The organism is Simkania sp. (assembly GCF_965215465.1).
Taxonomy (GTDB): Bacteria; Chlamydiota; Chlamydiia; order Chlamydiales; family Simkaniaceae; genus Simkania.
Window position 1 is genome coordinate 702,692 of the sequence record NZ_OZ244056.1, and the last position, 14,894, is coordinate 717,585.

Sequence of the window (14,894 nt, forward strand, 5' to 3'; positions counted from 1 at the left end):
ATTTGAAAATTTTAGAATTTATTGGTGTTGCTGTGGAATTGGTTGGGTTACTTCCCGGAGAATTGAAAGCTTGGCTTGAAGAAAATGGAGAGCCGGCATACCGCTACAAACAGATTTTTGATTGGCTTTATAAGAAAACGATCTTTGCCTTTGATGAGATGGCTAACTTGCCCAAAAGTTTGCGGGATAAATTGGCCGCATCTTTTTCGCTTCCTAGCTTATCGCTGATGAATGTCGAAGATTCAGGAGATGAAGAAACAACAAAATTTCTTTGGAAGCTGCGTGATGGCAAACTTGTCGAATCCGTTTTGATTTCTTCAGGAGATAGACGGACAGTTTGCGTTTCGTCGCAAGTGGGTTGTCCTGCGCGTTGCGCTTTTTGCGCTTCAGGAAAAGAGGGGCTTGTCCGAAATCTTACGGCTGGAGAAATTCACGAGCAAGTACTTCAAATTCAAAAGCAGCTCAAAAAAAAGGGAGAACAAGTTTCTCATATTGTCTTTATGGGAATGGGGGAACCTCTCGATAACTACGACCAAGTTGTCAAAACTCTTCGCCTTTTAACTCATCCCCTCGCTCTAAATCTCTCTCCGAGGCGCATTACAGTCTCTACCGTTGGTGTTGTTGAAGGGATTGAAAAGCTCATGGATGAAGAAATCTCAGTCAATCTAGCACTTTCCCTCCATGCTCCAAACCAGCACCTGCGTAAGAAGATCGTTCCTTACTCACGCAAGTATCTTTTAGAAGACATTTTGAAAGCCGTCGACCTTTACTCTAAGAAGACAAAGCGAGACCTTACATACGAATATGTCCTTCTAAAGGGCGTCAATGACGGCAGAAAAGAGGTTCAGGAGCTCGGTGAGCTCTTAAGAGGGCAGCATTGTTGCGTCAACTTGATCCCTTATAACCCTGTAGATGGTCTGAAGTTAAAGCGACCTGAGAAAGAGTCGATAGAAGCCTTTCGAGAAGTTCTAGATCGAGCAGGAATCCGCAGTACATGGCGCTATACGAAAGGAAAAGACATCGCAGCTGCCTGCGGTCAATTAGCGCTAAAAAAAATGCCTCCTAAGGAGGAGGCACTTATTACTCTATAACACGTTGTCTACAGTCTTATTTAGTAGAATTTGTACTATTTGTATGTGGAACTTCACACACGTCTCTTGAGCCCAATGCAAGTGGTTGGAGAAAGGGCGAGAGATATGATGGTGGGTTCAATGACCTCACTGTGTCAACTGTCGGAGGTGTAATAACGGCAGATTCAACTGGAGGTTTTGGAAGTGCTTTCAGCTGAGTTACAGCTGTGTGATGAACTCCTGAATGTGTAGGTACAGGCCTGCTCCAAGATGGTGCTCGAGAATGCATCAAATTCACAGGATCAAACTCTGGAGCCTTCGGCTCTGCATCACTACCAATTACTAGGTGTGGTGATGATCCCATAGGCTGATCCATTGCTGTACTGTCGTATTCATACACAGTCACTCCGTCTGGTACTAACTCATCTCCGCGTAAAGTCGCACGGTCAATAAAGCGAACATCTGCAGGAGCACTCGTATCAAAATATGATGAGGTTTCCGAGGCAGTATAAGGGGCTACTTCAGTTGATGATGCAGGGGTGAAAGAGGGTTGAAAAGTGTGGGTGTCTAGAGGCTGAGTGCCATTAAGAGGGTTAAACTGAGATGGTGGTGTAGGGGTGAAAGAAGGTTGAAAAGTGTGGGTGTCTAGAGGCTGAGTGCCGTTAAGAGAGCTAATAGGTGGTTCAAAAAATGATGCTGGATTTGGAATAGGTGTAATTGGTGGAAGATTTTGGCTAACGTCAGGCTGATCTGGAATACTAATTTCAGTTGGAGAGAAGTCTGTTCGGGTTCCGCCTCTTGGGAAGTCGAAGGTCTGGTTTGTTGGGCTAGTCGTGTTTGAAGATCCCATCAATGCAGGTGCAAGAACGGCTGTCATGGGAGCGACAATGATCAGTCCAACCAAACCAAGAACAGCGACAGTTTTCCAAAAAGATGGTCCTTCTTCCTGGACTTCTGATTCTTCTGTAACTTCATTTGGCTCTGCGATGTCTAGTGATTCTTCGATGATTGCGGGCCTATCGTCTGCTTCTTCATGAACTGGAGTTGGAGGCGGCGTCTTTAGAGTTTCTACGCGCTTTTGAAGCGAGGCATAGGCTTCAGAGTCACTCATCACTGCAAAAGTTGGTTGCTTTTGCAGGGTTTCGTTTATTTTTTCTGAAAGCATTGAAGTCGAAAGGGTTAAATCAGAATCTTCGCCATCGGCAGCGTTTTCTAGTTCTTTTAATTGAGCATCTAGCTCTTTGACTGTATTAGAAGGCCAGTGTTCTGTTTGATGTGGGATACCAGTCGATGATGTTCTAAGAGGAACTTCTGTAAACCTCTCAGCGTTAACAGCTAAAAGAGATCTAATTTGTGAAATGCTTTCATCATTAGCCATGGTTGTAAAAGTGGTCAGTCCTTGCAAAAAGCCATTCACGTTTGCAGCCAGTTCAGTAAAACTTTCTTTTGATAGAGCTTCCCCCGTACTACCACCTTGTAAATCAGTGGCATACTGATTGAGCGCGGCTTGAATTGCCTGACTTGAAGTCATTTTCTTCTCCTTCTCTAAAGAGATACTATTTTTAAGTTATTTAATTAGATATCCTGGATATTATAACACGTTTTTTGTTTTATCTGAATAATATGAAATAATTTAATATTATAAATTTAATAATAATTAAAAATTATATTTACAACTGTCGATTAAATTAAAAAAAATTATTTAATTGGGACTTTTTGAGCTGCGGAATCTTGCAGGCAAAAAAAAGCTTTCGAATTTGCTGAAAAACCAGTATAAGGGACTTTTTAGGAATGAAAACCCCTCTATAGAAAATAGGAAAAAAGATTTTTGAAAACTAAGGTTGTAGATTCACAAGCGACTGAAAAGAGTTCTTTTCCAGTAAAGCTTCCATTGATTTTGACAATTGGGCGGATTTTTATTAGCCCAATCTTCCTGATTTTCTATCTCAAGTACCAACATTTAGGCATCACGCTTCATGCTCTTCCTTTTGTTTTGATTTTCTTGCTTGGTTTATCTGAGCTTTCCGACTTTTTTGATGGGTATCTTGCCCGTAAATTCAATGTCGTTACAGAGCTAGGTAAGATTCTCGATCCGATGGCCGATAGCATTACCCGCCTGACAATTTTGCTCACCTTTACCCAAGGCTTTATCGATCTACCTCTATTACTTGTCTTTGTGTTTGTCTATCGCGATGCAATGATCAGTACGCTGAGGACGGTCTGTGCGTTGAAAGGGGTGACCTTAGCTGCTAGGACGAGTGGTAAGATCAAGGCAGTTCTTCAAGCGCTTTCAATTTTTCTCATCTTGATTTTGATGATACCTTATGCCTGGGGAGCTCTTTCTCTCATGCAGCTTCAGCAGATCAGTCTGTTTATTATCTCAGCAGCGGCCTTCTACACGGTCTATTCTGGAGCAGAGTATATCTACACCAACCGCCTCTACATCAAGCAAGCTTGGCAATAAGCTTTGATAACCTGAACTCTGAATTTCATCGTTGCCTTCCTTCGAAAGCCCGATTTGGGCTTCCTGCTATCTAGCCGGCTTGAACTTTTCTTTCATGAGCCGTTTCTTTATTGTCCCTCTAGTGAAGAGACTATCTAGCTAAAAATATCTCTATTGAATCTTCGGTGGATTATTTTGATTTGGCAATGGCCAGGTGATAGAGCTCAAGGTAAGTAAGGGCTGAGGTTTTCCAGCTCCAGTCATGTCTTAGACCATTTTCCAGCATCAAGAATCTTTTTTTCTCATCGTGTTTGAAATGCTCGTAGGCTCGATCGATAGACCAGTTCAAGCTGTCTTGCGAGGGGAAATCAAAAGTGTACCCGTTGCGTTCTTCTTCAGGGATATCCTCATGGTCGATATCAAAGATCGTATCTTTCAGTCCTCCCACTTTGTGAACAATGGGGATTGTGCCGTAGCGGAGAGCAATCATTTGAGTGAGTCCGCATGGCTCGAAAAGGGAGGGGATTAAAATGAAATCAGCTGATGCATAAGTGGCATGTGCAAGCGCTTCATCATATTCAAAATGGAAGTGAATATGAGGGTTATCTCGATACTCTTCACGAAGTGCGTAAAATTCGGTTTTAACATCTTCTTCGTACGGTGTTCCCAAGAGAACAAATTGTCCTCCTTTTTTTAGGGCGTACTCTAGCCCGTGTTGAATGAGCTCAGGTCCTTTTTGTTTCACAAGGCGAGTGACCACTGAAAATAACGGAACTTTGTCGAATTGAATATTAATCCGTCTTGATAGTTGTTTGCGGTTGGCTTTTTTTGCGTCGAGAACCTCTTGGAGTTGATTGGGGTCGCTTGGGTAATTTTCTGCAAGCATAGGGTCCGTTGCGGGGTTCCAGTATTCTGTGTCAATCCCATTTAAGATCCCCTTCAGTTTTTTGCTATACTCAATAAGAAGAGGTCCTAACCCAAACCCTTTTTCTCCCTTGACTTCCTCGGCGTAGGAAGGTGAAACGGTGGTTAAATGATCTGAGTAGACGATGGCACCTTTTAAAATGTTGAGCTTTTCGGGGTCATGATGGTCCTGAAGTTTGTCATTTGTCAAAAGAGGTTCTGGATGAAGCCCAATCGAAGCAAACTGCTCAGGAGTGCACTTTCCTTGGTACTGCATATTGTGGATAGTCGTGATAATTTTTTTGATCTGCAAGCCGAGGGGCTGATACACTTCACGATAAAGAGGGGCACAGAGGCCTGTCAACCAATCATGCAGGTTTAAGATGTCAGGATGTTTTTCTGCTTTTAAAAGGTATTCAAGAACAACGCGCGAAAAATAAATGAAGCGCATCTTGTCGTCTTCTTCTCCGTAGATTTTTCCTCGGTCGAAGTAGCCCTTTTCTTGGTGGGGTTTGATTAAAATCAACTTAAGCCCATCCATCTCTGCAGACCACACGGTGTTTTTGCATGTCCCCATGTTAAAGAAAGAGGGGAGCTCTTCCATTTCGACTTTGAGGTTAGAGAGCTTTTTTTTATCAATGGTGTCGTAAAAAGGGAGAATGATTTCGACGAGTTCGCCTTCTTTTGCGAGCGCTTTCCCTAACCCTTGGATCATATCTCCAAGGCCTCCCACCTTGGCAATGGGAGCAAGTTCTGTTGTCACATGAACGATATACATACTTTCATGTGTATAATTGATGTGACATTTTAGATAAACTGTATTGACAGTGTGGCTTCTTGCTTTAAGTGTCCGTTATCATCACACTTTGAGGCCTCCCAAACATAACTCTGGTTTGGCGGGTTGAAAATCGCATTTTTGTGAACGCGGTAATGTATGTTACCCGTCGTCATCCACCTTTTTAAGATTTCTTCTTTGAGTTGATTGAGTGTGATCACATAGGGTTCTTGTGTAACCGGACAGAGAGTAAGTTCTTCTTCCTTCTTATCTGCATTCCAACAAAGTTCGCACATCACGACCTCGCGTCTTAAAAGATTCTTAATAAAGTTCCATATTTTTCAAATTGGGAATTTTTGGAAAGCAAAAAAAAAGCAGTCCGAAGACTGCTTTTTTTTATGCAATTTTTTGCACAAATCTCAACTTAGAAATCGAAGTGAAATTCACCACTTCATTTTTCCGAACTGGTATCACTCGAGATTGCCAAAAAGCTTGCTAATCTGTGGTGAGAGAAAGTATTTAAATTTTAGTTTTATTATTCCTCAGTTTTTTTTAAGATGCACACGTTATGAAGAAGTTTTTGTGGTTGATCTGTTTGTGCTATTCCTTGCAGGGAGCGGCTTTTGAAGAGGAAGTCAGCGTTGCAGATGAAGCATTCCCTAGAAACCCTACACCTCTACAAGAAAAAGAGCCGACTCTACTAATTGACCATTTGAATGGAATGGTTCTTTCAGGAGATCAGGTAGTGGAGCCCGCAGCAGAACTTGAAAAGGTTCGAGGGGTAGAATTTATTCATCTAAGCGTTCCCGGTCGGTCTGATAAGCTGAAAAGAAAACTTCAAAATTATATTGGCTCAAAAGTTACGACAGAGACGTTATTTGAGATAAGGAGAACGATTTCAGACTATTACACCTCTTCAGGCCACCCTTTTGTCATCGTTGAAGTTCCGCAGCAAGAGGTGACTTCTGGAGTTTTGCAGGTTATGGTTCTTGAGAGTCGTCTCGGGAAAGTCAAGATTGAAGGAAATCGATGGAATTCAGCTGAACGATTAAAAGAGTATGTGAAGCTTCAACCTAATCAAGAGATTGATCAAAACCGACTTTTACAAAACGTGAGCTTTATGAATCGGAATCCTTTCAGACGTGTTGATGTTGTCTATGCTCCTGGAGAACAAGAAGGGACGACTGATGTGATTCTTGCAATTAAAGATCGACGAAGCTATCGCATCTATGCGGGAGCAGAAAATACTGGAGTTGAACCCACAGGAAGAGGACGCTGGTATACTGGATTGAACTGGGGAAATGTCTTTGGACTCGGGCATATCTTTTCCTATCAGTTTACAAGTGCATTGAATGTTCACCGATTCTATGCCCATACAGCAGAGTACATTGCTTTCCTTAATTGGGGGCATGTTTTAGATGTCTATGGAGGGTATTCTAAGGTTCACCCCAAAGTTCATCGTCCTTTTAAAAGAAATGATGGATGGAGTATGCAAGCAAGTGGGCGTTATACCATTCCATTACCTGTAAGCCGCTACCTTGAGCATGAAGTTTCTTTTGGAGGAGACTTTAAACGCACAAACAATACCTTTGAGTTTTCAGATGACCTTTCCACGTTTGGAAAGAATGTTAATCTAACGCAGCTTGTTTTAATGTATAGCGGCAACTACGAACGCAATACATTTAAAGTCGATTTTAATGGTAATCTATATTGGTCTCCAGGGAAGTGGCTCAGCGATCAGACAAATGCTGACTATGATTCTTTACGACCAGGGGCAAAGAACTACTGGGTTTATTTTCGGGGGGCTTTTGTTTATCTGCAGCGCCTTCCAAAGGCATTTTCTCTGTCGTTATCAGCTCAGGGGCAAGTATCAAGTGAGCCTTTGCTTCCTAGTGAACAGTTTGGTCTGGGGGGATATGATACTGTTCGTGGATATGATCAGCGTGAGGTTAATAAAGATGATGCTATTTGCCTAAGTGGAGAAGTCCGCAGTCCGGCTATTCCCATTATTAGGAAGATCAAAACGACATGGAAGCTTGTCGATGCTCTGCAATTCTTAGTCTTTCTTGATTATGGATGGGGGATTGATATCGACACTCTCCCAGGGGGAAAGAAAAGTAACTATCTTTTAGGGACTGGACCGGAAATCCGTTATACACTTGAACCCTATTTAACTTTTCGATTGGATTGGGGAATCAAGCTGCATAAAGAGGCTAGTTATGGAGGAGGGAATACGATGATACACTTTAATATTACAGCAAGTTACTAGAGGATGAAGTGAAATTCAAAAAGTTGTTGTGTTTGATGCTGAGTGGAATCTCTCTATTACATGCACTTCCTTCTGGAGGCGAAGTGACTTATGGGCAGGCAACCATTCAATGTAACGAAAACGATGTTTATATCAAGGCTTCTGGCAAGAGTGTCCTTCATTGGGAGAAATTTGACATTGAGCAAAGTGAATCGGTATTTTTTCTTCAAAGACATAAAAATGAAGGCATTTTGAATCGTGTGACTGGTACGGATCCTTCAAATATTTGGGGGAACTTAACTGCCAATTGCCCAATCTATTTGATCAATGAAAATGGAATCTATATTAGAGAAGGAGCTCATGTCTCTACGGCTGGATTTATAGCTTCTACAGCTAACCTTTCTGATGAGCATTTCTTAAAAGATGCTTCTCTTATCTTTGATTCCTATGAAGGAGAAGATATTGTGAACTTTGGAACAATTTCTTGTTCCAAAGGCAATGTCCTATTAGTGGGGCGCTCAGTTAAAAATCATGGTGAGATCATTGCAGAGCGTGGTGATGTAAAACTGCAAAACTTTGAATTGGCTCTTGACGTTGATACCAAAAAAGAAGTCTATATCCGGCTTTCTAACGAAGGAATTCAAAACTCTGGGGACATTAAAGCCCTTTCCGTCCATTTTGAAACCGACTCCCCGTATACAAAAGCGATTCAACATACCGGAACTCTTGAAGTGGATTCTGTTTACACAGAAGGGGGGAAGGTGTTTCTCACAGCTTCTCAGGGAGGAAGCCAAATCCAAGGAAAGATTACAGCCCCGATTGGAGAAATCTGTGTTGCTTCTAAAGACATCACGATTGGTAAAACAGCTCAAATAGATACTTCATCTCGCTTTGGGGGAGGAGTTATTCGGGTTGGCAATCAAGATACGGAAACAGTCAATATCGAAAAGGGGGCGGAGTTTTTATCCAATGCGACGCAAAGAGGGAATGGAGGCACAATTGCAGTTTGGTCAACAAAAGAGACCTTATTTCATGGTAGTGCTGAAGCTAGCGGAGGAAAAGATCTTGGAAATGGAGGGAAAATTTCCATTTCTACTGATGGAAACAGTTATGCAGTTACAGGGCCTGTAAGTGCAAGAGCTTCCCATGGGACCATGGGGCATGTAACCTTTGACCCGAAATATATTCAGATTACTTCAAGCGGAACCGATCTTTTCACAAATCATGCTCTTCTGTATGACTCGGATCCTAGCGGGCATGCTACGATTAGTGGAGAGACGCTTTCTAATACTTTGGATGGAGCCCATGTCACCCTTCAAGCTCATACAGATATTATTTTTGATGACCAAGTTTCGGCCATATCAGAAGGAAGTAGCCTGACTCTTCAAGCCGGGAGATCCATTATCATTCTTAACGAAATCACCCTGAATAAAGGTGCCTTTTCAGCAACAATCAACGATGAAGGAGCTTGGCTAGATGAACGGGAAAAAGGCACTGCAACTTTTGGCATGTATAGCTCCAGTTCCTTTGCTCGTTCTAAGATCATAACTCAGGGCGGAGATGTTACCGTTGATGTAGGAAATTTTGGGGCGGTACGAGAAGGAGTCATTAATCTTGTTGGGGGAAGGATCGATGCTGGTGGAGGAAACATTTCTTTGACTGGATATGCTCCACAAAATGGAATAGATCATGCTTCTGGGATTAAAGCTTCAAGTAGTACTCTTATCGAAACAAATGGAAACGGAACAATCACTCTACAAGGTAGAGGGGGTAATGGAAATATAGGCAACCATGGAGTCTATATCCCTGACATGTCTGTTAAAGCAATAGCTGGTGATGGAGCAATTCATGTTATTGGGCAAGGTGGAGGAACTCCACTTGGAGGAATGAATTCCGGAATCATTTTTTCAGGTACCTTCGAAACGACTGGAAAAGGACCTATTACTCTAGATGGAGAAGCAGTTTTGGGAACAGATCTCAATACTGGAGTTTGCCTGGTTGGGCAGGGAACGATTACAACAGTTAATGGCCCCGTCACTCTCAATGGCACAGGAACTGGAATTGGATCAATGAATTATGGGGTTCGCCTTGAGTCAGGTTCAAAGGTTGTTTCAAAAGAAAGTGGAATCATTTCAATAAGCGGAAAAAGTCATTCAGGAACCAACAATAACCATGGAGTCATCCTGTCAAATGCGAGAGTCACTTCACAAGATGGTCCCATTACCATCAGTGGGAATGGAGAGGGTTCAGGCGATTATAACTATGGAGTGCGTTTTGAGACAAAAGCAAAAGTCCTTTCTACGGGAACTGGCGATATTACAATTACGGGAACCAATTCAGGCGGACAAGACTTTTGCACAGGAGTGATCTTTTCATCTATGGGCACGGAGCTCAGAGGAGTCAACGGCTCCATTAAGATCAATGGCTCTTCTGCGGCGACTGGAATAGCGAATAATGGATTTTCTCTTGAACAGGGAAGCATATTGTTAACAGGGGTAGGTGTAAATGCTGGGAATCTTTCCATTACTGGTACTGGAAGTCCTAATGGAACAGAATTTTGTAATGGGGTAGAAATTGGTGGTTATGATGTACAAGTCTCTACTATTGATGGAGATATTACAGTTCATGGGGTCGCCTCTGGCGACAATACCCCGATTGAGGTATATCCTAAAAGTGCGGTGACAACCACTAATGGTACGATTATTTATGATCCGCCTTTAAATACTGAAAACTGATGAAGCTATTATTATTTCTTTTTTTGCCAACTGTTATTTTTGCTCTTCCTAATGGTTTGGAAGTGCAAAATGGAAAAGCTTCGGCAACAAAAGGCGAACATTCCCTTCTTGTTGAAAACACTTCTAATGCGATTCTGCACTGGAATGACTTTTCCATTGGTAAAGGAGAACAAGTTCACTTTGAGCAGCCTCATACTCGGTCTGTTGTTTTGAATCGCGTAACATCAGATCAGCGTAGCCATTTATTTGGGCAATTGACCTCCAATGGAATGGTTTTTCTCATTAACCCTAATGGGGTTTTAATTGGCGCAGATGCATCGATTGAGACGGGAGGTTTTTTAGCCTCCACCGCAAATCTTAGTCCTGATCACTTTTTAAAAGGACATTATCTCTTTTCAGATCCAAGTGAAGAAAAGATTACAAACCAAGGAGTGATTCACTGTCCTCAAGGAAATGTCTATTTCATCGCAAAGACAATAAAAAACTCAGGGACAATCAATGGTGAGAATGTTGCCTTTGTTTCTGCTCAAGAAGTTTTAATCACTCCTCATGAAGAAGAAAAAGTATCCATTCGATTGCTCTTAGAAGAAAGTGAAATCAAAGAACTTTCTGAGGACCTTCAAGTTATTAGCCCTTACGCAAAAGCCATTCATCACACAGGAACGATTCAGGCTTTAGGAGCTAGAGAAGAAAATGGGCGAATTTACCTTGTGGCTCAAAACGAGCAAAATTGTATCGAAGGTTCTCTAGAAGCTACAGGCGGGGAAGTCCAAGTTCTTGGTCAAGAAGTCTATGTGACAGAAACTGCAAAGATCGATGTTTCGGGGCCAAGGGGAGGAACTCTTCTAATTGGAAGAGATGCTGTAGAAAACTTCCCAGCGCAAAAAACCACTGTCGAAAAAGGTGCTCAGCTTGCAGCAAATGGAACTGAGCAAGATGCAGGAAAAATTATTATCTGGTCTGAGACAGACACATATTGTGCTGCGAGCATTAATGCTGCTGCAATAGGTCCGGAAGGAAATGGAGGTTTTTTAGAAATTTCTGGAAAGAAAACCGCGGACACACCTCTTTTTCCGAACCTTTCTTCTCAAAATGGAAGAGCGGGTAAATTTCTTATCGATCCAGGGTCTATTGATATCATAGCTGGGGGTGACACTGGAACTGGAGGAATGTATGGAGTTTCCTATATCCAAGGCCTTCTGGACCCATCACAGGTTCTGATGTCGTCATAAGTACTGACTCAGGAAGTTCTGGGGCACAAACGCTTACAATAAGTAATACAGTAACAGCAGGTGCTGCCCTGACTTGGAGTAGTGACTATAACCTCACGTTCATAGCTGCAAGAAATATCGAAATCCAACAAGATGCTGAAGTTAACGTTTTAGGGGCAGCCACTTTCAGTGCAATTGCAAATGGAACAGTGCTAGGTGAAACTTACCCAGGAATTTCAATCACTGACACTTCTCTTTCTGCCACAGGCTTAGGAAATATTGTTCTGAGTGGAAGTGGAGGAAATACTGGAGCAGGCAATGAAGGAGTTCTCATTCAAGGAACAACTGTGATTTCTGTCGCGCAAGGTGATCTGTCTATTGACGGAACAGGAGGAAATGCATCGAATGGGATTTCAGTAATGGGGGGAACCATTTCAACAACCGTATCGGGATCTCTTACTTTAACTGGGACTGGAGGAGGAGGAGCTGCAACAGATGGAATTAGCCTGACTGGACCAGCTACTGTCATTAATGGCTTAGGAACTGGAGCGATTTCCCTTATTGGAGTGGGAGGGGGAACAGGAACAGGTGCAGATGGAATATCAATCCTTTCGGGTGCTCAAATCATCCCGACAGGAACCGGGACCCTCACATTGCATGGAACAGCTTCTCCAACCGCAACTGATAGCCGTGGAGTCTTGGTGAGCGGCTCTCCTTCATTGATCTCTAATGTCGGCTCTGTCTCTATTACATCACCAGATCTTGTTTATTTCGATCAAAATACGTCACTCATGACAACTGGAGCAAGTAGCGATATTTCCTTTGATTGCCACGGCCTCACACTACAAGATGATGCTTTTATTTCTGCTGGGAGAGACTTCAGCATTGATTACAATACTGAAAATCTTACCTTGAATGCATTTACCCTGAATGGCACCACCTATATTTCATCTGGAAATGATATGACTTTCTCAGGTTCGGTAGACATGATTCTTAACTCAACAGGTCGCAATTCGTTGGGTTATATGTCTGCAGGGAATGCAATCGATATAGCTATAGATAGAGATCTTATTGTAACTGTCACTTCGACTTCATCGAATCGTCTTGGCAGAGGTGCAGAAATTTTAGGAAATAGTATTTCGATAGATAATCGTGATTCTGTAGTCCAAATATTCCGTTCTGAAGATGATCACTATGCAAGAATTATCAGTAATACAAGTCTAAATGTTCTCGGACGAGATCTTATTTTATATTCGGAAGCAGGTCAAAGTTTTTTAAGGGCGCCTGACATGAAAATCAGACTGAGTGAAAATGGTGTGGTTTTTGCCAATCAGCTTTTTAGTTCACTTATGGCTACTGCTGCGATCTATTCCTCTTCACATTTAGATTTGGATGTTGCGGGAGACCTATTTGGAAGAGCTAGATGCTCTAGAGGATTTGCAACTGCTAGATTCGATTTAAATACAGCAACCTTCGATATCGGGGGGAATCTGGATCTGCGAACATTAAGCGCTCGAGACAGAGCTGTAGTAGACTTTGATGCAAATACATTAACAGCAAATATTGGTGGTGATTTTAATGCTCTTGGAGGGTGGAGGCAGGGATCTCGGCGTTGTTTCAATTTTGTTGAAATGTTCGTTCAGAATTTTAATTTAAACTGTCACAATATCTACATACAGGGTGGGTTCCCGACAGCCGCACCTCCTCCTACTAGAGGGGGCGGCGGCTTTATGGGGGCTCTTATTGATTTTAATGAGGGTAATATTTCGTGTAATGATATTACCGTTTATACGGGACTGCTGGGGGAAGATGATAAAACAGATAGTTTTTACGCTGAATTCGAGTCCAGAAATATCATGAACTTAGATGCGAAAGGAGATCTGAAAGTCATTTCTGCTGGAGGTAGAATCACTGTTGATCACATAGCCAAATTTGGTAGTAGAGGCGACCTCGTTGGGAATATTGATGGGAATGTTATCTTAGATGCAAGAGATGTCGAGATTTTAGACATTAGCACTTCTTGGGACGTTTTAACAGAGATGTATGCAAATGATAACATGGACATCGTCATTGGCAAAGATTTAAGTTTGTTAGGTCCACTGGATGGCAGTGGGATCTCTCCAGAAGGAGATAATGTTGACCTATTTGCAGGAAATCTCACAGTTCGTGCAACAGATGTGACATTAGTAGGAGGACAAAATGATGAGGGGTATGAATCAAATGTTAGAATCAGATCAACAGATGATAGTATTCAATTGAGTTGCGCGAATTTGCAAATGTCAGCTGGTCGTAATGCAGATCCAAACCAATCTGATGCACTCATTCAAGCTGAAAAAAATGTCACAATCAATGCCTCCGGGAATGTTTCTGTCTTAGGGGCGTCAAGTCCAAATCAGGAAACCTGTATTGAGTCAGTCTCAGATGGAAATGTTACAATTAACACAAGGGGAAATCTTACATTAAGGGGAGGCTCTGCAGACAGCGCTAATACATGTGTGCAGGTGAAAGGCGGCATAGGTGGAGACATTAAAATCAATGCTACTGGAGGGGTTTTTGTAACAGGTGGATCTGTGTCAAATGTTGACACTTTAATTGAGACGGAGACAGCAGGAAATATTACCATAAACACCGGCTTTTTAAATGTAACTGGCGGCAGTGGCATTGGAAATACGGGAATTCAAACTCCATTGGGAGATATTTTAGTGAATTGTCAAGGGAGTTGCTATTCTAACGCTGCTTCTCCAGATAACCCCGCATTTCTCCAAACCTTTGGTGGTGACTTAATAGTCACAGCAAAGGACTCGATAAATGTTTTTGGATTTTCAACGATTTCAACTCCAGCTCCTGTAGGCAATTTACTCATGATTGCTGGAAGAGACATCCATATAGGAGAACCTGCTCAAGTTATCGCCCTAGGAACAACGAATAGCAGCCTCACTCTTGTCGTTGACGATCGATTTCCTGCTTTTCCCGAAATTGGTCCAGGCCGTTTCATTTTAGAGCCCGGAGCAACTTTGACAACAGGTAGCGCGGATGTCCCTTTAAAAATCTATACTGCAAGAAGGTCGCAAAATAGTATTGGAACGACATTAAATGGGGCCACTTTTATTCCTGGCCCTTATAATGTAAATACTGCGACAGAGCAGTGGGTAATTTATTATTCTGCTGGAACATATGAAGGAGCTCCATTCAAAATTTATTACAAAGAGCCAATTCCCTTTATGTTCTATAGAAATATTGCAGCGAATTTAGTTCAGCTTGCTGATCTTCTTCCATTCTCTTTCCCTCGTTATCATTTCATGGTTTGTACAGAAGTAAGAGAAAAATGGTTGGAAGAATATCCCTGCCCAGTCAACAACCACGATAATGATCACGAAGACAGAGAGAAAAGATGTTGGTGTGCGCCAGACTTTTCTCCAGAAGGATCTTTTATCTTTGAAGATGATGTGTGGTGGATAGGGGAGTCTTTTTAAATGTTTCGTAGATGGCTTTTGAAAAATTTCATCATC

9 protein-coding genes are annotated in these 14,894 nt (G+C 42.1%); 6 read left to right on the plus strand and 3 right to left on the minus strand.

Annotated elements, in window-relative coordinates; translation table 11 throughout:
* The first annotated feature begins 2 nt into the window (after window positions 1–2).
* Window positions 3–1,091: a 23S rRNA (adenine(2503)-C(2))-methyltransferase RlmN gene (gene rlmN / locus ACOOFG_RS03250; RefSeq protein ID WP_420422212.1), complete on the plus strand. Its 1,089-nt coding sequence runs from the start codon at window positions 3–5 to the stop codon at window positions 1,089–1,091.
* A 16-nt stretch (window positions 1,092–1,107) separates the two neighbouring features.
* On the opposite strand, the gene ACOOFG_RS03255 is transcribed toward rlmN, so the two are convergent.
* Window positions 1,108–2,601: a hypothetical protein gene (locus tag ACOOFG_RS03255; RefSeq protein WP_420422213.1), complete on the minus strand. Its 1,494-nt coding sequence runs from the start codon at window positions 2,599–2,601 to the stop codon at window positions 1,108–1,110.
* Window positions 2,602–2,898: 297 nt separating this feature from the next.
* On the opposite strand from ACOOFG_RS03255, the gene pgsA reads away from it, so the two are divergent.
* Window positions 2,899–3,534 carry a CDP-diacylglycerol--glycerol-3-phosphate 3-phosphatidyltransferase gene (pgsA, locus tag ACOOFG_RS03260; protein WP_420422214.1) on the plus strand — a complete coding sequence of 212 codons (636 nt, stop codon included), beginning with the start codon at window positions 2,899–2,901 and terminating at the stop codon, window positions 3,532–3,534.
* A gap of 169 nt (window positions 3,535–3,703) precedes the next feature.
* On the opposite strand, the gene ACOOFG_RS03265 is transcribed toward pgsA, so the two are convergent.
* Window positions 3,704–5,194, minus strand: coding sequence for a glycogen synthase (locus tag ACOOFG_RS03265; protein WP_420422215.1), 1,491 nt, complete (start codon window positions 5,192–5,194; stop codon window positions 3,704–3,706).
* Window positions 5,195–5,223: 29 nt separating this feature from the next.
* Window positions 5,224–5,487, minus strand: a complete 264-nt coding sequence (locus tag ACOOFG_RS03270) for a hypothetical protein (RefSeq protein ID WP_420422216.1) — start codon at window positions 5,485–5,487, stop codon at window positions 5,224–5,226.
* A 272-nt stretch (window positions 5,488–5,759) separates the two neighbouring features.
* On the opposite strand from ACOOFG_RS03270, the gene ACOOFG_RS03275 reads away from it, so the two are divergent.
* The 4 genes from ACOOFG_RS03275 (at window position 5,760) to ACOOFG_RS03290 (ending at window position 14,858) form a co-directional block, all read left to right on the plus strand.
* A complete protein-coding gene (locus ACOOFG_RS03275; protein ID WP_420422217.1) occupies window positions 5,760–7,460 on the plus strand; it encodes a ShlB/FhaC/HecB family hemolysin secretion/activation protein in 1,701 nt (566 codons plus the stop codon).
* Window positions 7,461–7,468: 8 nt separating this feature from the next.
* Entirely contained in the window at window positions 7,469–10,174 is a 2,706-nt protein-coding gene (locus ACOOFG_RS03280) for a filamentous hemagglutinin N-terminal domain-containing protein (RefSeq protein ID WP_420422218.1), read from the plus strand.
* Window positions 10,174–11,406: a filamentous hemagglutinin N-terminal domain-containing protein gene (locus tag ACOOFG_RS03285; protein WP_420422219.1), complete on the plus strand. Its 1,233-nt coding sequence runs from the start codon at window positions 10,174–10,176 to the stop codon at window positions 11,404–11,406. Before ACOOFG_RS03280 ends, ACOOFG_RS03285 begins: the two co-directional genes overlap by 1 nt.
* Window positions 11,407–11,594: 188 nt before the next feature.
* Entirely contained in the window at window positions 11,595–14,858 is a 3,264-nt protein-coding gene (locus ACOOFG_RS03290; protein ID WP_420422220.1) for a hypothetical protein, read from the plus strand.
* Window positions 14,859–14,894 lie beyond the last annotated feature (36 nt).

Excerpts from the sequence above, each read along its gene's own strand:
- ACOOFG_RS03255 (WP_420422213.1), bottom strand. The coding sequence starts at position 2,601 with ATGACTTCAAGTCAGGCAATTCAAGCCGCGCTCAATCAGTATGCCACT.
- ACOOFG_RS03265 (WP_420422215.1), bottom strand. The coding sequence starts at position 5,194 with ATGTATATCGTTCATGTGACAACAGAACTTGCTCCCATTGCCAAGGTG.
- ACOOFG_RS03270 (WP_420422216.1), bottom strand. The coding sequence starts at position 5,487 with ATGTGCGAACTTTGTTGGAATGCAGATAAGAAGGAAGAAGAACTTACT.
- ACOOFG_RS03275 (WP_420422217.1), top strand. The coding sequence starts at position 5,760 with ATGAAGAAGTTTTTGTGGTTGATCTGTTTGTGCTATTCCTTGCAGGGA.
- ACOOFG_RS03285 (WP_420422219.1), top strand. The coding sequence starts at position 10,174 with ATGAAGCTATTATTATTTCTTTTTTTGCCAACTGTTATTTTTGCTCTT.